This window comes from Streptomyces hydrogenans (genome assembly GCF_014656075.1).
In the GTDB taxonomy this organism is placed as follows: domain Bacteria; phylum Actinomycetota; class Actinomycetes; order Streptomycetales; family Streptomycetaceae; genus Streptomyces; species Streptomyces hydrogenans.
On sequence record NZ_BNBS01000016.1, the window covers coordinates 15,132 to 41,435 of the forward strand.

Consider the following 26,304-nt stretch of genomic DNA (forward strand, 5'->3'; position numbering starts at 1 on the left):
GCGTCAGGACGTCTTGGTCCAGTCGCCGCAGCCGACCGACTTGAAGTAGCCGTCCTTGGCGGTGATCTTGACGATCGCGGTGCCCGTCACGTTGTCGTTCGCGAGGATCGCGTCCATGCCGTGGCCCGCGTCCTTCGAGCGCTCCCAGTAGCAGCCCGCGTCCTTGTTGCCCGTCGACTTGTAGGTGCCCGGCGCCACGTCGACGCCGACCTTGAACATGCCGCCGTCGCCCTTGAGCGTGTCCTTCGGGGTGCCGGCGGCCTTGGCGTCCACGGCCTCCCACGTCTCGCAGCCGGTGGACTTGAAGAACTTGTCGCTCTTCTTGATCTCTACGTAGGCCGTGCCCGTCACGTTGTCGTTCGCGAGGATCGAGTCGAGCTCGCCGGTCGCGTCCTTCGAACGCTCCCAGTAGCACATGGCGTCCTCGTTGCCCGTCGTGCGGTAGAGGCCCGGCTTGAGGTCGGAGCCGACCTCGAAGTCGCCGTCCCCGTCGATCGTGACGGCCTTCTTCTCCTCCGGGGCCTTGGACTCCGGGGCCTTGGAGTCGGCGTCCGACCCCTTCCCGCCCGAGGTCGCCGGGGCCGAGGACTTCGCCTCGGGGGTGGTGCCCTCGTCCCCGCCCCCGCCCATCGCCGCGCCGATGGCGACGACGACCACGACCGCGCCGGCGGCGGTGAGGACCTTGTGGCGGGCGAACCAGCTGCGCTGCGTCTGAGACATGGCTGTGAACACCTTTCGGGTGTCGAGGGATTCCTGTGGACTCCGCGTTTCGATGTCGTAATCACAGCAGCTTCTGTGAACCGAGTCAACCACGTTCACGAGGTTCGACTCGGATCACGCCGTGAACCCCTTCGGTCGGTATGCTCGTCGTGCACAGGTCGTACGAGCGGGAGGACGGAGGGTCCAGGTGCCCGAGGACAGCGCCACAGAGGTCACCGCCGCCGGAATCGCCCGGCTCGCCGGCGTCGGCAGGGCCGCCGTCAGCAACTGGCGCCGCCGCCACGCGGACTTCCCCAAGCCCGTGGGCGGCACCGAGACCAGTCCCTCCTTCGCCCTCCCCGAGGTCGAGCGGTGGCTCCGCGCGCAGGGCAAGCTCGCCGAGGTCCCGCTCCGCGAGCGCGTCTGGCAGCAGCTCGCCGGCCACCCCGCCGGCACCCTCACCGGCCTCGTCCACACCGGAGCCGTCCTGCTGCTCCTGCGCGAGCGGCCCCCCGGCCTCGCCGCGCTCGCGGCCCTCCCCGACCCCCGCTTCACCGACGCCCTGCCCGGCGCCCTGGAAGAGGTCCTGACCGTCCGCTTCGGCGTCCCCAGGGCCGTGTCCACCCCCACCGCCGGCCAGCTCGCCCCCGCCGCCCCGCTGCTCCGCGCCGCCGTCGAGCTCGCGGCCGAACTGGGCGGCCCCCGCCAGGCGTTCGAGTTCCTGCTCGGCCGCCACCTGGACGCGAACCCCCGCCAGTACACGCTCACCCCGCCGCCGCTCGCCGAACTCATGGCCGCCCTCGCCGCGGCCGCGACCGCGAGCGCCGGGGACCCGCCCGCGACCGTCCTCCTCGACCCGGCCTCCGGCACCGGCGGCCTCCTGCGCGCCGCCGCCCACCCCGGCACCCTCGCCGTCCAGGACGCCGACCCCGAGCTGGCCGCCCTCTCCGCGCTCCGCCTCGCCCTCCACGGCGACGCGGACATCCGCTCCGCCGCGGGCGACACCCTCCGCGCCGACGCCTTCCCCGAGCTGCGCGCCGACACGGTCCTCACCCACCCGCCGTTCAACGAGCGCGCCTGGGGCCACGACGAGCTGGCCTACGACTCCCGCTGGGAGTACGGCTTCCCCGCCCGCACCGAGTCCGAGCTGGCCTGGGTCCAGCACGCCCTGGCCCGGCTCCGCGACGGCGGCACCGCCGTCCTCCTCATGCCCCCCGCCGTCGCCTCCCGCCGCTCCGGCCGCCGCATCCGCGCCGACCTCCTGCGCCGCGGCGCCCTGCGGGCCGTCATCGCCCTCCCGGCCGGCGCCGCGCCGCCGTACGGCATCCCGCTCCACCTCTGGGTCCTGGCCCGCCCCGCCGCCGACCGCCGCCCCCCGGCCGAGGCCCTCTTCGTCGACACCGCAGGGCTCGTGCCCGACGCCGGCCGCGACAAGCTCCCCTGGACCACCCTGCAGAACGCGGTGCTCGACGCCTGGGCCGGCCGCTCCGGCGACGACACCCTGGCCCGCGCGGTCCCCGTCATCGAACTCCTCGACGACGAGGTCGACCTCGCCCCCGCCCGCTACCTCACCGCGCCCGACGCGGGCGGCTCCGCCGCCGAACTCGCCGCCGTCCGCGAGCGCCTGGACGCCACCCTGCGCCGCACCCTCACCCTCGCCCCGGACCCCGAGCCCGCCCGCCCCGCGCCCCGCCCCCTCACCACCGTCGGCGAGCTGGCCCGCACCGGCGCCCTCCAGCTCCGCACCGGCGGCGCCGGCACCGCCCCCGCCGGCGGCGAGGTCCCCGTCCTCACCGAGCACGACGTGCTCACCGGCGCCGCCCCCTCCGGGACCCTCCCCGAGGCGCCCCAGGGCCAGGCCGAGGAGCCGGTCCTGGTCCGCGAGGGCGACGTGATCGTGCCCGTCCTCGGCGGCGGCCCCTCCGCCCGCGTCGTCGACGCCGCCACCGCGGGCGCGGCCCTCGGCCGCGGCCTCCAGCTGCTGCGCCCCGACCCCGACGCCCTCGACCCCTGGTTCCTCGCCGGCTTCCTGCGCGGCACCGCCAACAACCGGCAGGCCAGCAGCTTCGCCTCCACCGCCACCCGGCTCGACGTCCGCCGCCTCCAGCTGCCCCGGCTGCCGCTCGCCGACCAGCGCCGGCACGGCGAGCGCTACCGCACCCTCGCCGAGTTCGAGGAGGCCCTCCGGCTCACCGCCCGCCTGGGCGAACAACTGCTCCAGGGCCTCTACGACGGCCTCGCGGACGGAAGCGTTCAACCGGGCTGAGGACGGGGCTAATCTCGTAGCCTGAACAGCCGTCCCTGGGGGGAATTCGCATGTACGGACAGATGCCTGCCGCTCCCGCGCCGAGACCCGGTGGCGGTCCGTCCGCCGGGACCGTCGCCGTCCGCGTGCTCGTGACGGCCGCCGTGGTGCTCTCCCTCGGGCTGCTCGCCTGGGTGGCGATGCTCCGGCTCGCGATCATGCGCCGCACGATCCTCGACTGGGCCCTCTTCTGGCTCCAGCTGGCCGCCACCATCGGCTGCTTCGTGCTGCTCCAGGAGGAGGACCAGAACTCCTGGCAGATCAACGTCGGCGCCGGCCTGGTCATCGCCATGGCCACCGCCGTGACCGCGCACTACCTGGCGGCCGACATCAAGCACCACCGGGCGTCCGCGCCGGCGGCACCGGGGCCGTACCCGTCGCTCCCCCCGCACCCGCACGCGCCCGCGTACGGCTACCCGCCGGTGAACCCGGCCACGGCCGTCACCCTCCCCGGCGGCTACCCCCCGCAGGGCCAGACGCCCAACCCGTACGCGACCCCGACGCCCCACCCGACCCCCACGCCCCACCCGACCCAGGCGCCGACCCCGGCACCGGGCCCGGCCGCCCCCGCCCACTCCCCCCGCATCGACCAGGTCCGCGCCGAGCTGGACGAACTCAGCGACCTGCTCCGCAAGGACGGCGAGAAGTGAACGGACGGGTCGTCGGAGGGCGCTACGAGATCGCCACCGTCATCGGCCAGGGCGGCATGGGCCAGGTGTGGACCGCCTACGACACCCGCCTCGACCGCAGGGTCGCCGTGAAGCTCCTCAGCCCGACCGCCCTCACCGGCCCCGCCACCGCCGCCGACGAACTGCGCCGCCGCTTCGTCCGCGAGTGCCGGGTCACCGCCCACGTCGACCACCCCGGCCTCGTCACCGTCCACGACGCCGGCAGCGACGGCGACGACCTCTACCTGGTCATGCAGTACCTCGACGGCGCCGACCTCGCCGACCACCTCGCCGAACACGACCCGTACCCCTGGGAGTGGGCGGTCTGCGTCGCCGCCCAGCTGTGCGCGGTGCTCGCCGCCGTCCACGCGGTGCCGATCGTCCACCGCGACCTCAAACCGCGGAACGTGATGATCCGCCCCGACGGCACCGTCACCGTCCTCGACCTCGGCATCGCCGCCGTCCTCGACTCCGACACCACCCGCCTCACCCACACCGGCGAACCCATCGGCAGCCCCGCCTACATGGCGCCCGAGCAGGCGATGGGCGGCGCCGTCGGCCCGCAGACCGACCTCTACGCCCTCGGCGTCCTGCTCCACGAACTCCTCTCGGGGAACGTGCCGTTCGCCGGCTCCACCGCCCTCGGCGTCCTCCACCGCCACCTCTACGAGCCGCCCCTCCCGCTCCGCCAGGTCCGCCCCGAGGTCCCCGAGACCCTGGAGGCCCTCGTCCTGCGCCTCCTCGCCAAGGACCCCGCCGCCCGTCCCTCCGGAGCGCACGAGGTGTACGAGGCGCTGCTGCCGCTGCTCCCCGCGCGCGGCGCCCCGTCCGGCCCCCTCGACCCCACCCGCCCGTTCCTGCGCCCGCACGCGCCCTGGCCGGCCGCGCCCCGCCCGGCTCCCCCGCCCGCCGCCGACCCCCGGGTCGCCGTCCCCGCCCAGCCCGCCGCGCCGCCCGCGCCGCCGCTCCCCGGGCAGCCGCCGCGGGGCGCGGACGTGGCCGGAGCCGTCGAGCAGGTGAAGCGGCTCCTCGGCGAGGGCGCGCTCACCCAGGCCGTCGACGTGCTCGGCGGGATCCTCCCGGCCGCCGCCGCCGAGCACGGCGAGGGCTCGCCGGTGGTCCGCATCCTGCGCAAGCAGTACGCGTCCACGCTGATGGACGACGGGCAGTACCGGCGCGCCCTGCCGGAGCTGCGCCGGCTCGCCGCCGACGACCCGGGCAACGTCCAGTTCGGCCACGACATCGCGCTCTGCCTGGAACAGCTCGGCGAGACCGCCGAGGCCCTCGCCGCCTTCCGCGCGGTCCTCCCCGCCTTCGAGCGGGGACCCGCGCAGGACCCCGGCCGGGCCTTCGACATCCGGCGCCGCGCCGCCCTGCTGCTCGTCGCGACGGGGCAGCACGCGGAGGGCCGGGCCGAGCTGAGCCGGCTCCTGCTCGACGCCGAGCGCCTCTACGGCCCGTACCACCCGCTGGCCGACGAACTGCGCCGGGCGCTGGAGCACCAGCGCCAACTCGGCCGCAGGGGCTGACGCTCCCCGCGGTCCCGGACGGGTGGGCCGGCCGGGAACACCGGCCGCCCCACTTGATCGTTTTGGCCGGAATGCGATGGTCGGCGGCGTGAACGGTCCCGTACGGTCGGAGGCGTGACCCTTCCTTCCGTCCAGCTCAACCACACCGTCGTCTACTCCTCCGACCGCGCCGCCTCCGCCCACTTCCTCGCCGGGATCCTCGGCCTCCGCGTGGGCGCCCCCTTCGGCCCCTTCCTCCCCGTCGACCTCGCCAACGGCGTGACGCTCGACTTCTACCAGGCGCCCGAAGGGCCCATCCAGGACCAGCACTACGCGTTCCTCGTCGAGGACCAGGACTTCGACGCGATGATCGACCGCCTGGAGGCGGCCGGGGTCACCTATTACGCGGACCCGGCCCACCGGCAGCCGCGTCAGGTGAACACCCTCTTCGGCGGCCGCGGCGCGTACTTCGCCGACCCGGACGGCCACAACATGGAGATCATGACGGTCCCGTACGCGCGCCCCTGATCCCGGGCCGGCGGCCGGGCGGACACCCCGTCAGCATCACGACTCCACAACGTGAGGGGAAAGGGAAACCCCGTCATCACGATTGTCCGATTTGCGGGTTGTAATGTTCGCGTCTGATCACGTCCACGCCAATCAAGGACCCTTCATGACGACGCCGCCCACCCCCTCCGTGCCCCAGCCCGCTTCCTCGCCCGAAGCCCCCAAGAGCAAGAAGGCCCTGAAGAAGATCGGCGGCATCGTCGTGGCGATCGTCGTCGCCGTGGCCCTGAAGCTCGGCCTTCCGTACCTCACCGGCGACGCGCCGGTGCACGCCAAGGTCGGCGAGTGCGTGGTCGTGACCGGCGCGGAGAACGACCCGAAGGTCGACACGGCGGACTGCTCCTCCGGCAAGGCCGACCTGTACAAGGTCGAGAAGGTCTTCGAGGACACCTTCGACCTGGAGAAGTGCGGCGCGGAGCTCTCCGCGCTGGCGCAGCAGCTCGACTCGGACAAGTTCGTCCTGTGCCTGTCCGAGGTCAAGAAGTAGCCCCCGTCCCACCGGGTGCGGCGAACGGCCGGGAGCGCGAGCTCCCGGCCGTTCGCCGTTTCCGCGCGCGTGACCCGGGGGAGCCGTACGACCCGCACCCGGCGGATCCGTACAACCTTCCGGTGCTCGAAGGGGTCTTGGCAGCGGCGCACGGGCATACGGTTCCGTTCGCCGTCCCCGTCCCGCGGGACCAGAACGGGAGTCCGCCTCGTGAGCCGTACCGCCACCGACGCCCTGCGCGCAGCCGCCTTCGGCTGCGCCACCGTCGCCCTCGTCCTCCTCCTGGCGCACGACCGGGCCGACGGGCCCCGCCGGGACGTCCTGGCGGCGCTCCTCGCCGGCGCGGCGTGCGCCGGGGCGTGGGCGTGGGCGACCCGGCGGGAGCCCGCTCCCGTCCGCGGCCCCTTGCCGTGGCGGGGCCTGCCGTCCGTCCTGCCCCGGAACCCGGTGGACTGGTACACGGTCGCCGGCACGCTGCTCGTGGCCCTCGCGCCCTTCGCGGCGTTCCGGTTCGCCGCCCTCGGCGAGGTGCACGAGGTGACCCTGGTCCTCGGGTGCCTGCCGCTGTTCTTCTGGGGCCTGGCCGTCCTGCCGGTGCTGGGGACGCTGCTGGTCCGCCGGCTGTCCGAGCGCCACCGGCTGCTCGCCCGGGACGCGAAGGCGGGCCGGGTCCCCGCCGTCCGCTTCGAGCTGGAGGACGGCCAGTGGGTGCGGATCATCGACGAGGAGAACCGCAGGCTCGTCGACCCCCGGCCGGACGTCACGCAGATGCTGAAGCTCCGTGACGCGCGCGGCGACTACTACGGCGTCCAGCTCCTGCGTCCGGGCATCCTCGGCCCGAGCCCGGTCGGCCAGTTCTCCCGCTTCACCGCCGAGTTCAGGGGCGGACCCGTCTGGGTCATGTGGCCGGACCGCTGGGAGGCGGTCCTCGCGGTCGCCCGCCGGGGCGGCCCCCTCGCCTACCCCGTGGTCGTCGTCTCCGAGACGGGCGCCATGATCTGGGGCTACTCCGCGATCAGCTGGAGCGACCGCTACCTCACCGACCCGGCGAACCGGCTGGCGACCGTCCCCGGCCTGGCGGCCCGCCCGCTCCGGCCCCGACCCGCCTTCCACGCGCCCGTGCACGGCCGTCTGTTCGCGGGCCTGGGCATCGCCCTGGCGGCCCTGACGCCGCTCCTCCTGGACCTGGTCTCCGGCGCGGCGAGCGCCGCCCTGGGCGGGCTGGCCGCCGTGGCCGTCGCCGTCACCCCCCTCGTCGTCGCCCACGCGACCGGCCGCCACCCCGACACCACCCGCTGGGACGTCCCGCCGGTCCAGGACTTCCGCGTCCCGAGCGCCGGGTCCCCCTGAGGGCGCGGCCCCGCTACTGCATTCGACGGCGGGGCCGGGCGTGTCAGGGGAGGGCGGTGGCGGGCCCGGCGCAATCTGCTCGTATGACGAAGAAGCCGTACCCACTGCTCGGGATCGCCGCCTGCACCGTCGCCGCCACGCTGGCCACCGGCGCCCGCCCCGCCGTCGCCGCGACCGTCGACATCGGCAACCCCGTCGCCGGCGGCAACGGCTTCGGCGTCGTCGTCGAGACCGACGCGCTCCTCGGGTCGACCGAGTCCGAGGGGCCCGTCGCCCTCGGCGGCGACCTCGCGTACGGCGCGGGGTACAACGTGGCGCTCAACCACCCGGGCACGTTCACCGTCGGCGACGACCCCCGCCCGACCTCGCTGCTGGTGGGCGGCCGGATCGACTACGCGGGCAGCAGCCCCGTCGGCGTCCTCAAGGTCCTCCAGAACGGCTACCTGAAGATCGGCGACCTCACCGGCAGCGACGTCGTCACCCAGGACGCGAACCAGGCCACGGTCAAGACCCGGGTCGTCGCCACCGGCACCGGCCACGACTCCACCCCGCGCGTCGAACTCGGCGTCGAGCAGCCCGCGCTCTCCGTCGGCCCCCACCCCGGCCTCATGGACTTCACCGGCCTCTTCGCCACCTACCGCGACCGCGCCGACGCGCTGACGGGCTGCGCGGCGAACGTCGAGGTCCAGGACCCCGGCCGCATCACCCTGGACGGCACCCGCACCAACGTCCTGAGGCTCACCGGCCGGCAGCTCGACGACCTGTCCGAACTGACCTTCCTCGACGCGCCGACGAAGTCGGGCCCGCTCGTCATCGACGTGGACACCACCGCCACCGGGGGCGTCTTCACCTGGAACGTCCCGAACCTGGCGGGCGTCAGCGGCGAGGACGCCCCGTACATCCTGTGGAACTTCGCCGACGCGACCGCGATCACCCTCGCCACCGGCGACTCGGTCGAGGGGACGATCTACGCGCCGCGCGCCCACCTCACCGACCTCGACCCCTCCAACATCGAGGGCGACGTCGTCGTCAAGGCCCTCACGGCCGGGCCGCTGGAGGCCACGAGGGCCGCCGACGTCAACGCCGGCGAGATCCACTACTTCCCCTTCGCGGCCGAACTGAGCTGCGAGGACACCTCGCCGACCCCCTCCCCGAGCCCCTCCACGACGGAGCCGTCCCCGGACCCGTCGACGACCGAGCCGTCCCCGGACCCGTCGACCACCGAGCCGTCCCCCGAGCCGTCCACGACCGAGCCGACGACCCCCGCCCCGGAACCCTCCACCACCGAGCCCGGCGGCTACGGCGACGACGGTGACGAACTCGCCGACAGCGGTGCCGGCCCCGCCGTCTACACGGCCGCCGCCCTCGCCGCGCTCTGCGCCGTCGGCGGAGTGCTGCTGGTCCGGCGGTCCCGGCGCCGCTGAACCGTCGCCAGGCCCGCGAGGGCCGCCACCGAGGCGCCCGCGACCGCCAGGCCGGGCAGGAGGCCCGGAGGGCGGAAGGCACAGGTCACAGTGGTGGCACCGGCGAGCGGGACGGCCAGCAGGCCGCCATACGGCTCCGGCCGCCGACCCTGGCAGGTCCAGCCGGGGATCGCGGGGGCGGCGACGACCGCCGTGCCCGTGACGGGCCCCGGGAAGCGGGCCGTGAGGCCCGAAGCGGTCGGCTCCACCGTGACGGCGGCCCGGAGCCGCAGGGCCGCCACCGCCGCGCGCAGCCGGCCCCGGTCCAGACAGCCGAGCGCGGCCGGGCCCCTGCCGGGCGGGACGCCGGGACGGACGCCGGGGGCGGGCTGGACGCCCAGGGAGGTCATCGCGGCCCGCCGCCTGGGGCCGCCACCGAGGAGCCGGACGGGCGGGGCGGCGCCGAGGCGGGCCTCGCCGGTGCGCTCGGGGGCCCAGAGGAAGACCTCGGTGCCGACCGGGCAGGCGCCCGCCGTGGGGGCGGCGTACACCCGGGCGCCCAGGAGGAGTTCCTGGTTGCGGAAGGGCGACGGGCCGAAGGCGGGCGCGGGGCCCGGGGGCCGCACCGTCACCAGCGGCAGGGCCGCCTCCGTACGTACGACCCCGCCGTCCCGCCGACGGGCGCCGACGCCGAACAGGGCGTCCACCACCGGGTTGTCGAGGCTCTGGAGGTTGCGGCCGCGCGATGTCCAGCCGCCGCCGAGGGCGGTCAGCAGCTCGGTGAGGACGGCGGGGGTGTGGCTGCTGTAGTAGGCGGCGCCCTGGCCGCCGAGGAGCAGCGGATCGTTGCCGGCGACCCGGGGGAGACCGGAGTCGGTGCGGTACGCGGGCCAGCCGTCGGCCGCCGCGAGGGCCGCCGCCAGGCGCTCCTGCTCCGGGCCGTACGGCGGGTAGTCGTCGAGGTGGGCCAGGCGCCCGCGGTCCGCGTACGCCGTCGTCGCGGCGGCCTGGCCGAGGAGCGTGCCGGTGACCAGCAGCGCGGCGAGGACGGCGTGGCGGCGCCGGCGGGGGAGGACCAGGGCGCCCGCCGTCGCGGCCCGGCCGGCGAGGCCGAGGAGGACGGCGGCGCGGGTGGCGAGCGGCAGCGGGACGGCGGCCGCGGTGAGGGCGGGGACCACCGCGCCGCCGCCCGCGAGCGCCCGGCGGCCGGGCAGGCCGTGGACGAGGCCCGCGTGCGCGGCGATCACCAGCAGCCCGGCGAGGACGAAGGTCTGGCGGTACGGGCTGCCGTTCGGCGTGGCGAAGAGGTGCCACACCAGGTGCGTGGGGCCCCACTGGAGGGAGAGCCCCACGCCCAGGACGAGCCCGGTCCACACCCACCGCTCCCGCCCCGGCACGTCCCGCCGGAAGGCGAGCGAGGCAGCCAGCAGCAGCACCGGCGTGGCGACGAACGCGGCGGGCGTGACGAAGCCGTACGTCCCCGGCAGCAGCCGCGCCAGCACGTCCGTCGCGCCCGCCGCCTCGAAGTCCCGTACGACCCCCGGGTACGCCTGCCGCGTCGACAGGAGGACGGGCGCGAGGACCGGCGCGGCGAGCCCCACCCCCAGGGCCGTGGTGACGGCGGCCCGCGCCAGGACCCGGGGGCGCGGGCCGCCGGTGGTCGCGAGGCGGGCGAGGAGGAAGAGGGCCGCGCCGAGGGTCGCCATGTAGGCGGTGTAGAAGTTCGCCGCCCAGCAGACCGCCACCGTCAGGACGGCCGGGAGCGGGCGGCGGCCCTCGCGGGCCCACTCCGCGACCAGGCAGAGCAGCGGGAAGGCGATCAGGCCGTCCAGCCACATCGGGTTGTAGGCGCCCTCCGTCACCGACCAGCCGCACAGGGCGTAGCCGGCGCCCAGGAGGGCGGGCCACCACCAGGCCGGGGCGGTGGAGAGCCGGCGCAGCAGACACGCGGTCGCGGCGGCCGCCAGGGCCGTCTTCAGGACGGTCAGGGCGTACACGGCGTACTCGATGTCGGCGCGCGGGGCCAGGGCCACCAGGGGGGCCAGCGGGCTCGACAGGTAGGTGCCGTAGTCGGGGAGGAAGCTCGTGCCCCAGCCCGCCCGCCAGTCCAGCAGGAGGCCGCCGTCGGCGCGGCCGCGCAGCAGGTCCCACAGGTGGGCGTGGAAGGGGACGAACTGGTTCGCCAGGTCGTTCACGGAGCGGTGGCGCGGGCCGAAGGGGAAGATCCGGGCCGCCGCGTCCCCGGCGCAGACGGCGGCGACGGCCAGGAGCCCGGCCAGGGCGGAGGCGGCGGTGGTGGCGCGGCGCGGGGCGGCGGGGGTCCCGGGGGCCTCGGCGCGCGGGGCGGTTCGCAGGGCAGTTCGCATGGCGGGTCCGAATATCGCAGCGCCGGAGGGGCCGGAGGCGGCGGGCGCGGGGCAGTTCACGCAATGGTCGCCCCGTCGTCACCCCGGTGGGGCGGGCGGGTCACCGGCCTGCCCTTGGGTGTCGGATGTGCTGCTCTCTCTCGTCGTCCCCTGCTTCAACGAGGAGGACGTCCTCGCCCGCTTCCACACCCATGTGACGAAGGAACTCGACGCCCTGGAAGGCGACTTCGAGATCGTCTACGTGGACGACGGAAGCCGCGACCGGACCCTCCCGATCCTGCGGGACCTCGCCGCCGCCGACCCCGCGCGGGTCCGCTTCGTCTCCTTCAGCCGCAACTTCGGCAAGGAGGCCGCGATGCTCGCCGGGCTCCGGCACGCGGCCGGCGACGCCGTCGTCATCATGGACGCGGACCTCCAGCACCCGCCCGAGCTGGTGCACCGCATGGTCGCGCTGCACGCCGAGGGGTACGACCAGGTCGTGGCCCGCCGCACCCGCGAGGGCGACCGGGTCACCCGCACCCTCACCGCCCGCCTCTACTACCGGGCGATCAACCGGCTGGTCGACGTCGAACTCGTCGACGGCGTCGGCGACTTCCGGCTGCTGTCCCGGCGCACCGTCGACGCGGTCCTCGGGCTCGGCGAGTACAACCGCTTCTCCAAGGGGCTGTTCTCCTGGGTCGGTTTCCGGACGACGACCTTCGCCTACGAGAACGCGGTGCGCGAGGAGGGCCGGTCCAAGTGGACCTTCGGAAAGCTCCTCAACTACGGCCTCGACGGCCTGCTCTCCTTCAACAACAAACCGCTGCGCGCCGCCGTCTACCTCGGCCTCCTCCTCGTCTCCCTCGCCCTCGCCTACGCCGGCTGGATCGTCGTCGACGCCCTCGCCCACGGCGTCGACACGCCCGGCTACGTCACCCTCCTCGTCGCCGTCACCGCCCTCGCCGGCGTCCAGATGGTCATGGTGGGCCTGATCGGCGAGTACGTCGGCCGCATCTACTACGAGGTGAAGCGCAGGCCGCACTACCTGGTCGCCGAGACGCACACGGGCCGCGAGAAGGAGGGAGCCCGGGCCGACACCCGGGCGGCGGGTGCCTCGTTGTGGGAGACGGTCGTCCGGAAGTGACCTCCGTGACGCGGTGACGCCCAAGTTGTCTCCGCGAAGTAGTGGCTACGGTCCCGGCGACTCCCTAACATCGATCACCGCAAGGTCGTCCAACTGACGCACGACCAGCCCGGGAGGCTCCTTTGCACCGCCGCGACCGCCGCCACGACAGCCCCGCACGCCGCCGCACCGCGCTTGCCCTCTCCGCCGCGCTCCTCGCCGCGGCCCCGCTGCTCACCGCGTGCGGCGGCGAGGCCCATCCGGGGGCGGCCGCCGTCGTCGGCGGCGAGCGGATCGACGTCTCCACCCTCCAGGCCCAGGTGAAGGCGGCCCGGGACGCGCAGTCCGCGTCCCCGCAGTCCGCCCAGCTGATCGCCGCCACCGGCGACCTCGGCCGGCAGAAGCTCAACGGCCTGATCTTCGACCGGATCCTCGGCAAGGTCGCCGCCGACCAGGGCGTCACCGCCAGCCGCGCCGAACTCCAGCAGACCCGCCAGGCGTTCGTCCGCGAGAACGGCGGCGAGGAGGGCCTGGAGGCCGTCCTGCTCCAGCAGCAGGGCGTCGCCCCCGCCCAGGTCGACGACGTCGTCCGGCGCAACGTCCTGATGACGAAGATCATCGAGAAGCAGGGGATCACCGAGACCCCCGAGGGCCAGCAGAAGCTCCAGGACCTCTTCACCGCCGCGTCGAAGTCCCTCGACATCGACGTGAACCCGCGCTACGGCGCCTGGGACGACACCAGGGTCCAGCTCGACACCGACGCCGACACCGCCCCCTGGCTCCTCAAGGTCAGCAAGGACCCGGCCGCCGCCGGCCCGGAGCAGCTTCCGGGCTGACCCCGCGCCCGGGGTAGGTTCGGAGGGTGACTTCCGAGAACCCCGGCCGCGTCGTCCTGCTCACCGCCAGCCACCGGGTGGCGCCCGGACTGCTGTCCTGGCCCGCCTGGCAGGCGCTGCGGGACGCCGACCGGGTCCTGTGCCCCGACGAGGACCACCCCCAGCTGCCGTACCTGCGGGAGGCGGGCGTCGCCGTCGAGCACGTCCGCCCCACCGCCGAGGAGCTGGTCGCCGCCTGCGCCGGAGGCCGCACGGTCCTCGTGCTGCCCTCCGGCGAGGGCGACCGGGCCCTCACCGACGGGCTCGCCCGGCTCGCCGGCTCCGGCCGCCTGTCCATGCCCGACCTGGAACTGCTGCCCGGCTCGTACGACCTCCCCGGCGCCCGCCTCCTCGACCTCGTCCAGGTCATGGACGTCATCCGCCGCCGGTGCCCCTGGTCCTCGCTCCAGACCCACCAGGGCCTCGCGAAGTACGCCATCGAGGAGTCGTACGAACTCGTCGAGGCGATCGAGGCCGGCGACCGGCACGAGCTGCGCGAGGAGCTGGGGGACGTCCTCCTCCAGGTGGTCTTCCACGCGCGGATCGCCGAGGAGGACGCCGAGGAGCCGTTCTCCGTCGACGACGTGGCCGCCACGCTCATCGAGAAGCTGATCCAGCGCCACCCGCACATCTTCGGCGACGAGACCGCCGAGACCCCCGAGGACGTCCGCGCCCACTGGCTGCGCACCAAGGCCGCCGAGAAGCGCCGGGAGTCCGTCACCGACGGCGTGCCCGTCGGCCAGCCCGGCCTCGCCCTCGCCGCCAAGCTGGCGAGCCGCGTCCGCACCGCCGGCCTCGACGCCCCCCTGCCCCGGGGCGAGGGCATCGGCTACGAACTGCTCGCCCTCGCGGTCCGCGCCGAGGCCGAGGGAGTCGACCCGGAGGCGGCGCTGCGCGCGGCGGCCCGGGCCTACCGGGACGCGATCCGGGCTGCGGAGGGCGTCCAGGGCGGCTAGAACGCGCCGGGGGCCCTCGCCGCCGGGTCGTGCCAGTGCACGGCGGGGGGCTCCAGGAGCCATTCGGCGCGGGAGGCGGGGCGGGTGGTGAAGCGGCCCACCCGGGGGAGGACGTCGTGGCGGGTGCGGGCCGGGTCGGCGCCCAGCTCGGCCAGGACCTCGGAGACCTCGGTGAGGAAGCCGGGCGGACCGGCCAGGTGGACGTCGTGGTCGGGCCAGCGGCCGCAGGCCCGCAGCGCGGTGAGGAGGCGTTCGGTCGCCTGGTCGCGCGGGTGGCGGGGGGCCGAGGTGATGTAGGTGACGCTCAGACCGGGGAGCCGCGCGGCCAGCGCGTCCAGCTCCTCGCGTCCGTACAGGTACTCCCGGGAGCGGGCCACCGCGAAGATCCGGCCCTCGGCCTCCGGGTCGGCGCCGGCCGCCTCCTCCAGGAGCGCCTTGACCGGCGCCCAGCCCGTACCGGCGCATATATAGGTGCGGAGCCCGCCCGGGGCGGTGGCGGCGACCGCCGCGCCGCCGGCCGCGCTCAGCCGCAGCGTCTCGCCCGGCCGGACCCCGGCGACCAGGGCCGTGGACATGGCCCCGCCGCGGATCCGGCTGACGTGCAGTTCGAGCGTGCCGTCCTCGCGGGGCGCGTTGCCGAGCGAGTACGTGCGCCACACCCGCGGGACCCGGAGCGAGCTGACGCCGGCGTACTGGCCGGGGAGGAAGGGGTACGGCCGCCGGGGGCGGAGGGTCAGCACGGCCAGGTCGTCGCCGTGCCGCTCGTGGCCGACGACGTCCGCGTCCCACCAGGCGGGCTCCCCGGCGGCGGCGGACTCGTCCGCGCCCCGCAGCATCAGGTCGGCCACCAGGCCGTACGCCTCCGACCACGACTTCTCCGCCTCCACCGTCCACGTCGACCCGGCGGCGTGCGCGAAGGCGGCGAGCAGGCTCTCGCCGACCGCCGCGTAGAGGGCGGGGGTGGCGAGGAACTTGCGGTGGTCGCGGCCGAGCCGCTCCAGATAGCCGGGCAGCGCCGGGTCGTCGAGCCGGGTGACCACGTGGGTGAGCGCGGCGAACAGCCGGTCGCGCTGCGGGACCATGTTCTCGGGGAAGAGCTCACGCACGCCGGGGTTGCGCCAGAAGAGGTGCGAGTAGAAGTACGTGACGGCGTGTTCGGCCCGTCTCTCGACGACCGCGAACGTGCTTCTGAGCAAGGGGAGGTCCACGCCGGAAATGTAGGGCACGGGCCGTCACGGGGTGATCACCGGGCGGTGATCACGTCAGGTCGGCGGGAGGTCGGCGGAGTGCCGGACGGTACGGTCGGGACGTGAGTGAAGGATCCGCCCCGATGCCCCCCGCACCCGATGTGCCGGGAAAGTCCGATACACCCCCTGTCGCCCCGGCCTCCTGCCCCGCCTCCGGGACCGCGGACGGACGCGGCGACGGCTCCGGCGACCGTGCGGACGGACCCGGCGGCGGCCTCGTGCCCGAGCTGTTCAGCTGGGAGTTCGCGAGCGACCCCTACCCGGCGTACGCCTGGCTGCGGGAGCACGCGCCGGTGCGTCGGACCACCCTGCCCAGCGGCGTCGAGGCGTGGCTCGTCACGCGGTACGCGGACGCCCGGCAGGCCCTCGCCGACCAGCGGCTCTCCAAGAACCCGGCGCACCACGCCGAGCCGGGCAAGACCGGCATCCCGGGCGAGCGCAGCGCCGGGCTGATGACCCACCTCCTCAACATCGACCCGCCGGACCACACCCGGCTGCGGCGGCTGGTGTCGAAGGCGTTCACCCCGCGCCGCGTCGCCGCCTTCGCGCCGCGCGTGCAGGAGCTGACGGACCGGCTCATCGACTCCTTCGCCGAGCGGGGCAGCGCCGACCTCATCCACGAGTTCGCCTTCCCGCTGCCCATCTACGCCATCTGCGACATGCTCGGGGTGCCCGCCGAGGACCAGGACGACTTCCGCGACTGGGCCGGGATGATGATCCGGCACGGCGGGGGCCCGCGCGGCGGCGTGGCGCGGTCGGTCAAGAAGATCCGCGGATACCTGGCGGAGCTGATCCACCGGAAGCGGGAGAGCCTGGGCGATGACGGGACGGAGGACGACCTCATCTCCGGGCTCATCAGGGCCTCCGACCACGGCGACCACCTCACCGAGGCCGAGGCCGTCGCCATGTGCTTCGTGCTGCTCTTCGCCGGCTTCGAGACGACCATCAACCTGATCGGCAACGGCACCTACGCCCTGCTGCGCGACCCGGAGCAGCGCGCCCTCCTCCAGTCCTCGCTCGCCGCCGGCGAGACCGGCCTCCTGGAGACCGGCGTCGAGGAGCTGCTCCGCTACGACGGGCCGGTCGAGCTGGCGACCTGGCGGTACGCGACGACCGGACTGACCATCGGCGGGCAGGTGATCCCGGCCGGCGACCCGGTCCTCGTGGTGCTCGCGGCGGCCGACCGCGACCCCGACCGCTTCGACGCCCCGGACACCCTCGACCTCGCCCGCGCGGACAACCAGCACCTCGGGTACGGCCACGGCATCCACTACTGCCTGGGCGCGCCGCTCGCCCGCCTGGAGGCGCAGACGGCGATCGCCACCCTGCTGACCCGCCTGCCCGACCTGCGACTTGGCGTCGATCCGGGCGAACTGCGGTGGCGCGGCGGGCTCATCATGAGGGGATTGCGCATGCTTCCGGTGGAGTTCACCCCTTCCGCACCCCCGCAGGACAGGTGACGACGGGTCAGAAATGTGATCTTCGCGTGATCGCGAAGCCATCGACTTGTGACGGACGTTCGAATGCGGCTAGTTTCGCGCCAACGTTCGGCCCCACCCCGGCCGTCCCTGCCGTCCCCGCCGTCACGCGAAAGGCCCCGACATGCTTTCCGGAAACGGACGACACCGTCGACCCCGTCAGGCTCCCGCGATCGTCGTCACCGCCGGAGTGACCGGATCCGCCCTGGCCCTGCCGCTGCTCGCCACCGGCTCCGCCTCCGCCGCCGACGCGGCCACCTGGGACCGGGTCGCCGCCTGCGAGTCCGGCGGCCAGTGGAGCGCCAACTTCGGCAACGGCGCCTACGGCGGCCTCCAGATGACCCAGGAGGCGTGGGAGCGGCACGGCGGACTCGCGTACGCCCCCAGCCCCGACCTCGCCAGCCGTGCCCAGCAGATCGCGATCGCCGACAAGGCGCTCGCCTCGGGCAGCACCGACTGGGCCACCTGCGCCCCCATCGCGGGCCTGGAGAACGACGGCCGGGCCACCGGCGTCCAGCCGGGCCCCGCCGTGCAGCAGGAGGACGAGGGCGGCCTGGCGCCGGAGTCGAACCGGACCGGCGGCACGACCGCCTCCTCCGCCGCGCCGGCCGAGGCACCCGCGACCGGGCACACCCCCGGGGCGCAGGAGAAGACGGAGAAGGCGGCGGAGAAGGCGGAGGCGGTCACCGCCCCGGCGAAGTCCGCCACGCCCTCCGTGCCCGCCACGAGCGCCACCCCGGCCCCCACGGGCACCGGCACGGCCACGCCGCCGGCGAGCACCGCCCCGACCGCTCCCGGCAGCACGGCGCCGGGCACCCCGGACGCCTCCACGGGCACGCCGGGCACCCCCGTCACGCCGCCGGACGCCTCGGAGTCCCCGCTGGCTCCCACCACCCCCGTGACCCCCGGTACGGACGCGACTGACGTGTCGTCGGCCACGCCCGGAACGGGCAAGCACCGGGGTGAGGCGGCGCCGGAGGAAACCGGCGTAACGGACACCGATGCCGAATCCGGTCGTCATGCCGCAGCTGAGGACAAGCTCGCCTCAACCCCCGTCAACGCGGACGCAAGCGACGCTTACACCGTGCGGCCGGGTGACAGCCTGTCGGAGATTGCGCGGGAGAACGATCTCGCCGGGGGCTGGGACGCCCTCTACGACGCCAACCGTCAGACGGTCGGGGCCGATCCGGATCTCATTCTCCCTGGTCAGAGCCTTGAGCTGACGACCCCTCCGTCGGAGAAGTGAGGACGTTTCAGGGGCGTATGTCCGATTTTGGGAAAGTGAGACATGGGTCTCTTCGTCCCAACTGGCGTGTCACGTCCGCAAACTTTGCTTCCGTCAGTCCTCACCTGCGCAAACGAGGCCTGACGGAGTGCAAGTAAGGGCGATTTGTCCGTCGTGAGCCTCTTTGAACTTCGAGCACCTGTGTGTCTACGGTCGACACCGCTCGCCACCGCGGGCCCCGTCGACCGAAACGCCGAGTCCTGCCGTCGGCCGCCGGGAATGTCGTCGCGAAAGCGCCGTAGGCAGGAGTGGGGGACCCAAGGTTTGTGCCGGTCCCGGCCGTTGAGACAGACGGCCGACGACCGGCTGGGGGTGAAGCCGCGTGCAAGGACACGCGGCCGGGCGAACTCTTCAAGCCCGAACCCGACAGCTCACCTCACAGGCGTCGGTGAAGAGGAAACTCCATGCTGTTCTCCGGCACGGGCAAGCGTCGTCGTCCCTCCAAGGCCACTCGCGTCGTCGCCCTCGTCGGCGTCACCGGTGCGGCCGTCGCCGCCCCGCTGATGGCCGCCGGCACCGCCTCGGCCGCCACCGCCTCCGAGTGGGACCGCGTCGCCCAGTGCGAGTCCGGCGGCAACTGGTCGATCAACACCGGCAACGGCTACTACGGCGGCCTCCAGTTCTCGGCCTCCACCTGGGCCGCGTACGGCGGCACCGCCTACGCCTCCACCGCCAACCAGGCCAGCAAGTCGCAGCAGATCGCCATCGCCGAGAAGGTCCTCGCGGGCCAGGGCAAGGGCGCGTGGCCGAGCTGTGGCGTGGGCCTCTCCGGCGCCTCCTACGACGGCGGCTCCGCCGAGGCGGCCGCCCCGCAGCAGCAGAGCGCCCCGAAGCAGAGCACCCGGCAGAGCGCCCCGAAGCGCACCACCGAGCAGCCCGCCAACCGCAGCGAGCAGCGCCAGGCCCCGAAGCAGAGCACCCAGGCCGCGCCGAAGGCCGCCGCCAAGAAGACCGTCACCACGCCGACCGGCAAGACGGTCAAGAAGGGCGACGGCGAGTACAAGGTCGCGGCCGGCGACACCCTCAGCAAGATCGCCCAGGCGCAGGGCGTCAAGGGCGGCTGGGCCGAGCTCTTCGAGCTCAACAAGGACGTCGTCGAGAACGCCGACCTGATCTACCCGGGCCAGCAGCTCCACCTGAAGTGAGCCCCGCGGCACCCGTGAGTCCGGCGGCTCACCGGTGCCCGACGACCCTCCCGCGGTGACCACCCCGGTTCCGAGCCCCTCCCCCGTGGCTCCGGACCGGGGTTCTGCCGTTACTGTCCAGTAGATTCCGGGTCTTTCGTCCCCTGCTGCATGCTCTTGGGCCCTTTTTCGTCCCAGGGGACGGGCGGTCGGCTGGCCGGAGCGCCGGAGCCGGTTAGGCTCTTGTCGCAAGGCGAACGAGACCTTGCGACCCATGCGTCACACCTAGCGTCACATCCCAGAAGGAGATGCTCGTGCCGTCCATCGACGTCGTCGTAGCCCGGGAAATCCTGGACTCCCGAGGCAACCCCACGGTCGAGGTCGAGGTCGGCCTCGACGACGGCAGCACCGGCCGTGCTGCCGTGCCGTCCGGTGCCTCCACCGGTGCGTTCGAGGCCCTGGAGCTTCGCGACGGTGACCAGAACCGCTACCTCGGCAAGGGTGTCGAGAAGGCCGTCCTCGCCGTCATCGAGCAGATCGGCCCGGAGCTCGTCGGCTACGACGCCACCGAGCAGCGCCTGATCGACCAGGCCATGTTCGACCTGGACGCCACCCCGGACAAGTCGTCGCTCGGCGCCAACGCCATCCTCGGCGTCTCCCTCGCCGTCGCGCACGCCGCCTCCGAGGCCAGCGACCTCCCCCTCTTCCGCTACCTGGGCGGCCCGAACGCGCACCTGCTGCCCGTTCCGATGATGAACATCCTCAACGGTGGGTCGCACGCCGACTCCAACGTCGACATCCAGGAGTTCATGATCGCCCCGATCGGCGCGGAGTCCTTCTCCGAGGCGCTGCGCTGGGGCACCGAGGTCTACCACACCCTCAAGTCCGTCCTGAAGACCAAGGGCCTCTCCACCGGCCTCGGCGACGAGGGCGGCTTCGCCCCGAACCTCGGCTCCAACCGTGAGGCGCTCGACCTCATCCTGGAGGCCATCAAGCAGGCCGGCTACGTGCCCGGCAAGGACGTCGCCCTCGCCCTGGACGTCGCCGCCTCCGAGTTCTACAAGGACGGCAAGTACCTCTTCGAGGGCAAGGAGCGCTCCGCCGCCGAGATGACGGAGTACTACGAGGAGCTCGTCTCCGCGTACCCGCTCGTCTCCATCGAGGACCCGCTGTTCGAGGACGACTGGGCCGGCTGGAACGTCATCACCGAGCGCCTCGGCGAGAAGGTCCAGCTCGTCGGCGACGACCTCTTCGTCACCAACCCGGAGCGCCTGGCCCGCGGCATCGAGGAGAAGTCCGCGAACGCCCTGCTCGTCAAGGTCAACCAGATCGGCTCGCTGACCGAGACCCTGGACGCCGTCGAGCTCGCCCAGCGCAGCGGCTTCAAGTGCATGATGTCCCACCGCTCCGGCGAGACCGAGGACGTCACCATCGCCGACCTCGCCGTCGCCACCAACTGCGGCCAGATCAAGACCGGCGCCCCGGCCCGCTCCGAGCGCGTCGCCAAGTACAACCAGCTGCTGCGCATCGAGGAGATCCTCGACGACGCCGCCGTCTACGCCGGCCGCAGCGCCTTCCCGCGCTTCAAGGGCTGACCTGCCCGGCACCTGTGGTTACGTACGTCCCCGCACCCGGTCCCGTACCGTGTGCGGGGACGTACGTGTGACCAGGGGAGGCGACACCGCATGGCCGTGAAGAACGGGGACCGGTTCTCCACCTCGACCCGGATCAGGCTGCTCGGTGAGCAGACCGCCGCCCGCGTCTACCGCTCCCAGACCCGCCGCCAGGCCCGGCGCTCCCGGCTCACCGGCCGCGCCGCCTTCCTCGCCCTCGTCGTCTGCTCCCTCGTCGTCGCCCTCGCCTATCCCATAAGGAGCTACGTCTCCCAGCAGGGCGAGATCGCCGACCAGGAGCGCAGGGCCGCCGAGGCCGCCCGGCGGGTCGAGGAGCTGCGGGACGAGAAGGCCCGCCTCCAGGACCCGGCCTACGTCCGCCGCCTCGCCCGCGAGCACCTCCACTACGTGCTCCCCGGCGAGACCGGCTTCACCGTGAACGACCCCGGGGCGGCCGACCGCCCCCGCGCCGACCAGGGCACGGCCGACCGGCCCTGGTACGACAACCTCTGGGACGGCGTCGACAACGCCGACCGCCACTGACCGACCCGACTCAGGATCCACGATGGAAACGCCCCCTCCGCAGACCGAACGCACCGAGCCCACCGAGGCGGACGTCGCCGCCTTCGAGGCCCAGCTGGGCCGGCCGCCGCGCGGCCTGCGCGCCATCGCGCACCGCTGCCCCTGCGGCAACCCGGACGTCGTCGAGACCGCGCCCCGGCTGCCCGACGGCACCCCCTTCCCGACCACGTACTACCTCACCTGCCCCCGGGCGGCCTCGGCCATCGGCACCCTGGAGGCCAACGGGGTCATGAAGGAGATGCAGGCCCGGCTGGCCACCGACCCCGAGCTGGCCGCCGCCTACCGCGCCGCGCACGAGGACTACCTCGCCCGCCGCGACGCCATCGAGGTCCTGGAGGGCTTCCCCAGCGCCGGCGGCATGCCCGACCGCGTGAAGTGCCTGCACGTCCTCGTCGGCCACTCGCTGGTCGCGGGTCCGGGCGTGAACCCGTTCGGCGACGAGGCCCTCGCGATGCTCCCCGAGTGGTGGGCCAAGGGCCCCTGCGTGAACCCGTGCGCGGACAAGGAAGAGGAGAAGGGCGAGTGACCCGGGTCGCCGGAATCGACTGCGGCACCAACTCCATCCGCCTCCTCGTCGCCGACGTGCACCCCGAGACCGGCGAGCTGGTCGAGCTGGACCGGCGGATGACGATCGTCCGGCTCGGCCAGGGCGTCGACCGGACCGGCCGGCTCGCCCCCGAGGCGCTGGAGCGCACCTTCGCCGCCTGCCGCGAGTACGCCGCCGTCATCGAGGAGCTCGGCGCGGAGCGGGTCCGCTTCGTCGCCACCTCCGCCTCCCGCGACGCCGAGAACCGGCAGGACTTCGTCGACGGCGTGGTGGCGATCCTGGGCGTCGAGCCCGAGGTCATCACCGGCGACCAGGAGGCCGCGTTCTCCTTCGCGGGCGCCACCGGCGAGCTGTCCGGCACGGAGACGTACCTCGTGGTGGACATCGGCGGCGGCTCGACCGAGTTCGTCACCGGGAACCGTCAGGTCGAGGCCGCCCGCTCGGTCGACATCGGCTGCGTCCGGCTCACCGAGCGGCACGTCCGGCACGACCCGCCGACCGCCGAGGAGGCCGAGGCGATCCGCGCCGACGTCCGCGCCGCCCTCGACCTGGCCGCCGAGACGGTGCCGATCACCGGGGCCGACACGCTGGTGGGCCTGGCCGGCTCGGTGACCACGGTCGCCGCCATCGCCCTCGGGCTGCCGGAGTACGACTCCGAGAAGGTCCACCACTCCCGCGTCTCCCGCGCGCAGGTCGACGAGGTGGTCGCCCGCCTGCTCGCCTCCACCCACGACGAGCGGGCCGCGATCCCGGTCGTCCACCCCGGCCGGGTGGACGTCATCGTGGCCGGCGCGCTGGTGCTCCAGGAGATCGTCGAGCGGGTCGGAGCGGCCGAGGTCGTGGTCAGCGAGCACGACATCCTCGATGGGATCGCCCTATCCGTGGCATAGCGGGCAGCTATCGAGGGGTCCGGCGGCACCCCGCCGGAGAAGCTTCGTGAAGTTCTTCACAAGGAAAAGGGTCCTGATGGCACCCGAGGGAGGTCTTTGGGGCTCCCGAGGGGGTCCTCAGGACCCTTTCGCAGGTGCGGAGGCCACTTCGCTCGAAGTTTCCATCGTGTGAACGCACCCCCTGGTTCAGCGTTACCGGGGGCTCTCCAGTCCAGTTCAGCAGCGGTGAACAACGTTCACCAGTGCACTCCGGTTCCTTTGCAGGACCATGACGTGGATCACGTGGGCGGCGGAGTGTAGCAGAGCACCCCGGAGAGCTTGTGAAGGGGCGCACGAGGTACCCCCCATCCGTGGGTGGATACTCGATGCCATGAGCACCACGGAGCGTCCCAGGATCCTCATCGTAGGCGGCGGGTACGTTGGCCTGTACGCCGCGCGGCGCATCCTCAAGAAGATGCGTTACGCCGAGGCGACCGTCACGGTCGTCGACCCCCGGTCGTACATGACCTATCAGCCCTTCCTCCCCGAAGCCGCCGCCGGCAGCATCTCGCCGCGCCACGTCGTCGTCCCGCTGCGACGCGTCGTGCGCGGAGCCGAGGTGCTCACCGGCCGGGTCACCACCATCGACCAGGACCGCAAGGTCGCCACGATCGCGCCGCTCGTCGGCGAGGCGTACGAGCTGCCCTTCGACTACCTGGTCATCTCGATGGGTGCCGTCTCCCGCACCTTCCCGATCCCCGGCCTCGCCGAGCAGGGCATCGGCATGAAGGGCATCGAGGAGGCCATCGGTCTGCGCAACCACGTCCTCGAGCAGCTGGACAAGGCCGATTCGACCACCGACGAGGAGGTCCGCCGCAAGGCCCTGACCTTCGTCTTCGTCGGTGGCGGCTTCGCCGGCGCCGAGACGATCGGCGAGGTCGAGGACATGGCCCGCGACGCGGCCAAGTACTACACGAACGTGTCCCGCGAGGACATGCGCTTCGTGCTGGTCGACGCCGCCGACAAGATCCTTCCCGAGGTGGGCCCCAAGCTCGGCCAGTACGGCAAGGAGCACCTGGAGAGCCGGGGCATCGAGATCTACCTCGAGACCTCGATGGACTCCTGCGTGGACGGCCACGTCGTGCTCAAGAACGGCCTCGAGGTCGACTCCAGCACCATCGTGTGGACCGCCGGCGTCAAGCCGAACCCGGCCCTCGCCCGCTTCGGTCTGCCGCTCGGCCCCCGCGGCCACGTGGACTGCAACGAGAAGCTCCAGGTCAACGGCATGGACTACGTCTGGGCCGCGGGCGACAACGCCCAGGTGCCGGACATGGCCGCGATCAAGGCCGGCGTCCCGGCCGAGCGCGCCTGGTGCCCGCCGAACGCCCAGCACGCCCTGCGCCAGGCCAAGGTCCTCGGTGACAACGTCGTGTCCGGCATGCGCGGCTTCCCGCAGAAGGAGTACAGCCACGCCAACAAGGGCGCGGTGGCCGGACTCGGTCTGCACAAGGGCGTCGCCATGATCGTCATGGGCAAGATGAAGATCAAGCTCAAGGGCCGTCTCGCCTGGTACATGCACCGTGGCTACCACGGCATGGCGATGCCGACCTTCAACCGCAAGATCCGCGTCTTCGCCGACTGGACCCTCGGCATGTTCCTCAAGCGCGAGGTCGTCTCGCTCGGCGCCATGGAGACGCCGCGCGAGGAGTTCTACGAGGCCGCCAAGCCCGCCCCGGCCCCCGCCGCGGCCGCCCCGGCCCCGGAGAAGGCCAAGGCGTCGTAACACCCCCGGCAGTACCGAAGGGCCGTCCGTCATCCGTGGTGCGGGCGGCCCTTCGGCGTGCTTTCGGCGCGTTTTGCCGAGTCCTTGCGTCGCGGCGGGATGGGAAACCCCTACCGACGGTGTTCCCTTGGTGACGGACAAGTCTGGGGCAAGGACCACGGAGGTGTTTCACCATGGCCGACGCCGCGACGCGGCTCGCGACGCTCACCGAGGATCTGCTGGGAAGTCCCCTCCCCCTCCGCCTGCGCGCCTGGGACGGCAGCGAGGCCGGCCCGGCGGACGGCGGCCCCGTCCTGGTGATCCGGGACCGCAGGGCGCTGCGCCGCATGATCTGGAAGCCCGGCGAACTCGGCCTGGCCCGCGCCTGGGTGGCCGGCGAGATCGACGTCGAGGGAGACCTCTACGAAGCCCTGGACCGGCTCTCCGGGCTGCTCTGGGAGCGCGGCGGGGAGGGCGTCGGTCTGCTCGCCGCCGCGCGGGGCCCGCGGGTGCGGGCCGCCGCCGGGGCGCTGCTGCGGCTGGCCGGACCGCTGCCGCCGCCGAAGCCGCCGGCCGAGGAGGCCCGCGGCCACGGCGCCCGGCACAGCAGGCGCAGTGACCGGCAGGCGATCAGTCACCACTACGACGTGGGCAACGACTTCTACGCCCTGGTCCTCGGCCCCTCGATGGTCTACTCGTGCGCCCGCTGGGCGGACGGCGGGACGTTGGAGGAGGCCCAGCGGGACAAGCTGGATCTGGTGGCCCGCAAGCTGGCCCTGAAGGAGGGCGACCGGCTGCTCGACGTGGGCTGCGGCTGGGGCTCGATGGCGATCCACGCGGCCCGTGAGTACGGCGCCCGGGTCGTCGGCATCACCCTCTCCCGCGAGCAGGCCGCCTTCGCCCGCAAGCGGATCGCCGAGGAGGGGCTGACCGACCGGATCGAGATCCGCGTCCAGGACTACCGCGACGTGGCCGACGGGCCGTTCGACGCGATCTCCTCCATCGGCATGGCCGAGCACGTCGGGGCCGTGCGGTACCGGGAGTACGCGGACCTGCTGTATGGCCTCCTGAAGCCCGGCGGACGGCTCCTGAACCATCAGATCTCGCGCCGCCCGGAGCCGGACGAGGAGGCGTACCACGTGGACGCCTTCATCGACGCGTACGTCTTCCCCGACGGGGAGCTCGCCCCGATGGGCCGCACCCTGACGACCCTGGAGGCCGCCGGCTTCGAGGTCCGGGACGTCGAGGCGCTGCGCGAGCACTACGCGCTGACGCTGCGCCGGTGGGTGGCGAACCTGGAGGGGGAGTGGGACCGGGCGGTCCGGCTCGTCTCCCCGGGCCGGGCGCGGATCTGGCGGCTCTACATGGCGGCCTCGGCGGTCTCCTTCGAGCGGAACCGGATCGGCGTGAACCAGTTCCTGGCGGTGCGGACGCCCGCGTCGGGGACGGGCGGGCTGCCGCTGCGGCCGCGGGAGTGGACGGAGTAGAGGGAGGGAAGGGGAGAGGGCCGG

Annotated in this window: 22 protein-coding genes and 1 riboswitch; of the genes, 19 read left to right on the plus strand and 3 right to left on the minus strand. The window is 73.8% G+C overall.

The genetic code is table 11. From position 1 onward, the window contains the following. Positions 1 to 3: 3 nt before the first annotated feature. Positions 4 to 720 carry an Rv1352/Rv1906c domain-containing protein gene (locus tag IE321_RS09635; RefSeq protein WP_190222501.1) on the minus strand — a complete coding sequence of 239 codons (717 nt, stop codon included), beginning with the start codon at positions 718 to 720 and terminating at the stop codon, positions 4 to 6. 187 nt (positions 721 to 907) lie between these two features. On the opposite strand from IE321_RS09635, the gene IE321_RS09640 reads away from it, so the two are divergent. From IE321_RS09640 to IE321_RS09670, 7 genes are all read left to right on the plus strand, one after another. Then, entirely contained in the window at positions 908 to 2,965 is a 2,058-nt protein-coding gene (locus IE321_RS09640) for an N-6 DNA methylase (protein WP_190222502.1), read from the plus strand. Positions 2,966 to 3,015: 50 nt separating this feature from the next. Next, on the plus strand, positions 3,016 to 3,654 hold the full coding sequence (locus IE321_RS09645) for a hypothetical protein (RefSeq protein ID WP_190222503.1): 639 nt from the start codon (positions 3,016 to 3,018) through the stop codon (positions 3,652 to 3,654). Beyond that, positions 3,651 to 5,201 carry a serine/threonine-protein kinase gene (locus IE321_RS09650; protein ID WP_190222504.1) on the plus strand — a complete coding sequence of 517 codons (1,551 nt, stop codon included), beginning with the start codon at positions 3,651 to 3,653 and terminating at the stop codon, positions 5,199 to 5,201. The genes IE321_RS09645 and IE321_RS09650 overlap by 4 nt, the downstream gene beginning before the upstream one ends. Positions 5,202 to 5,315: 114 nt before the next feature. Next, positions 5,316 to 5,708 carry a VOC family protein gene (locus IE321_RS09655; RefSeq protein WP_043229795.1) on the plus strand — a complete coding sequence of 131 codons (393 nt, stop codon included), beginning with the start codon at positions 5,316 to 5,318 and terminating at the stop codon, positions 5,706 to 5,708. Between the two features lie 145 nt (positions 5,709 to 5,853). Next, the gene (locus IE321_RS09660; protein WP_190222505.1) at positions 5,854 to 6,234 is read left to right on the plus strand and encodes an LppU/SCO3897 family protein; all 381 of its coding nucleotides are present in this window, start codon (positions 5,854 to 5,856) and stop codon (positions 6,232 to 6,234) included. 210 nt (positions 6,235 to 6,444) lie between these two features. Further along, entirely contained in the window at positions 6,445 to 7,584 is a 1,140-nt protein-coding gene (locus IE321_RS09665) for a hypothetical protein (protein WP_190222506.1), read from the plus strand. An 83-nt stretch (positions 7,585 to 7,667) separates the two neighbouring features. Next, positions 7,668 to 9,008, plus strand: coding sequence for a choice-of-anchor A family protein (locus tag IE321_RS09670; RefSeq protein WP_190222507.1), 1,341 nt, complete (start codon positions 7,668 to 7,670; stop codon positions 9,006 to 9,008). Here IE321_RS09670 and IE321_RS09675 read toward each other — a convergent pair. Beyond that, positions 8,933 to 11,353, minus strand: coding sequence for a YfhO family protein (locus IE321_RS09675; protein ID WP_190222508.1), 2,421 nt, complete (start codon positions 11,351 to 11,353; stop codon positions 8,933 to 8,935). The two genes, IE321_RS09670 and IE321_RS09675, sit on opposite strands and share 76 nt — an antisense overlap. A gap of 127 nt (positions 11,354 to 11,480) precedes the next feature. Here IE321_RS09675 and IE321_RS09680 point away from each other — a divergent pair, with 127 nt between their 5' ends. The 3 genes from IE321_RS09680 (at position 11,481) to IE321_RS09690 (ending at position 14,286) form a co-directional block, all read left to right on the plus strand. Further along, positions 11,481 to 12,476, plus strand: a complete 996-nt coding sequence (locus IE321_RS09680; protein ID WP_043229804.1) for a glycosyltransferase family 2 protein — start codon at positions 11,481 to 11,483, stop codon at positions 12,474 to 12,476. Positions 12,477 to 12,598: 122 nt separating this feature from the next. After that, positions 12,599 to 13,291: a SurA N-terminal domain-containing protein gene (locus IE321_RS09685; RefSeq protein ID WP_190222509.1), complete on the plus strand. Its 693-nt coding sequence runs from the start codon at positions 12,599 to 12,601 to the stop codon at positions 13,289 to 13,291. A 26-nt stretch (positions 13,292 to 13,317) separates the two neighbouring features. Then, the gene (locus IE321_RS09690) at positions 13,318 to 14,286 is read left to right on the plus strand and encodes a nucleoside triphosphate pyrophosphohydrolase (RefSeq protein ID WP_043229806.1); all 969 of its coding nucleotides are present in this window, start codon (positions 13,318 to 13,320) and stop codon (positions 14,284 to 14,286) included. Here the strand turns inward: IE321_RS09690 and IE321_RS09695 are convergent. Beyond that, the gene (locus IE321_RS09695; protein WP_051842671.1) at positions 14,283 to 15,494 is read right to left on the minus strand and encodes a globin domain-containing protein; all 1,212 of its coding nucleotides are present in this window, start codon (positions 15,492 to 15,494) and stop codon (positions 14,283 to 14,285) included. The genes IE321_RS09690 and IE321_RS09695 overlap by 4 nt on opposite strands. A gap of 122 nt (positions 15,495 to 15,616) precedes the next feature. On the opposite strand from IE321_RS09695, the gene IE321_RS09700 reads away from it, so the two are divergent. The 9 genes from IE321_RS09700 to IE321_RS09740 all read left to right on the plus strand — a co-directional run bounded on the left by IE321_RS09700 (position 15,617) and on the right by IE321_RS09740 (position 26,280). Further along, positions 15,617 to 16,993: a cytochrome P450 family protein gene (locus tag IE321_RS09700; RefSeq protein WP_190222510.1), complete on the plus strand. Its 1,377-nt coding sequence runs from the start codon at positions 15,617 to 15,619 to the stop codon at positions 16,991 to 16,993. Between the two features lie 142 nt (positions 16,994 to 17,135). Then, entirely contained in the window at positions 17,136 to 18,257 is a 1,122-nt protein-coding gene (locus IE321_RS09705) for a transglycosylase family protein (RefSeq protein WP_190222511.1), read from the plus strand. Between the two features lie 263 nt (positions 18,258 to 18,520). After that, positions 18,521 to 18,696, plus strand: a riboswitch (cyclic di-AMP (ydaO/yuaA leader). Positions 18,697 to 18,700: 4 nt separating this feature from the next. Further along, positions 18,701 to 19,441: a LysM peptidoglycan-binding domain-containing protein gene (locus tag IE321_RS09710; RefSeq protein WP_190222512.1), complete on the plus strand. Its 741-nt coding sequence runs from the start codon at positions 18,701 to 18,703 to the stop codon at positions 19,439 to 19,441. A 287-nt stretch (positions 19,442 to 19,728) separates the two neighbouring features. Beyond that, positions 19,729 to 21,015: a phosphopyruvate hydratase gene (gene eno / locus IE321_RS09715; protein WP_043229812.1), complete on the plus strand. Its 1,287-nt coding sequence runs from the start codon at positions 19,729 to 19,731 to the stop codon at positions 21,013 to 21,015. A gap of 90 nt (positions 21,016 to 21,105) precedes the next feature. Then, complete coding sequence (locus tag IE321_RS09720; RefSeq protein WP_043229813.1) at positions 21,106 to 21,576, plus strand: FtsB family cell division protein; 471 nt, start codon at positions 21,106 to 21,108, stop codon at positions 21,574 to 21,576. Between the two features lie 22 nt (positions 21,577 to 21,598). After that, complete coding sequence (locus tag IE321_RS09725; protein ID WP_190222513.1) at positions 21,599 to 22,141, plus strand: DUF501 domain-containing protein; 543 nt, start codon at positions 21,599 to 21,601, stop codon at positions 22,139 to 22,141. Continuing rightward, positions 22,138 to 23,052 carry a Ppx/GppA phosphatase family protein gene (locus IE321_RS09730; protein WP_043229815.1) on the plus strand — a complete coding sequence of 305 codons (915 nt, stop codon included), beginning with the start codon at positions 22,138 to 22,140 and terminating at the stop codon, positions 23,050 to 23,052. The genes IE321_RS09725 and IE321_RS09730 overlap by 4 nt, the downstream gene beginning before the upstream one ends. 370 nt (positions 23,053 to 23,422) lie before the next feature. Further along, positions 23,423 to 24,814 carry an NAD(P)/FAD-dependent oxidoreductase gene (locus IE321_RS09735; protein WP_043229816.1) on the plus strand — a complete coding sequence of 464 codons (1,392 nt, stop codon included), beginning with the start codon at positions 23,423 to 23,425 and terminating at the stop codon, positions 24,812 to 24,814. Positions 24,815 to 24,987: 173 nt separating this feature from the next. Then, positions 24,988 to 26,280, plus strand: coding sequence for a class I SAM-dependent methyltransferase (locus tag IE321_RS09740; RefSeq protein ID WP_190222514.1), 1,293 nt, complete (start codon positions 24,988 to 24,990; stop codon positions 26,278 to 26,280). Positions 26,281 to 26,304 lie beyond the last annotated feature (24 nt).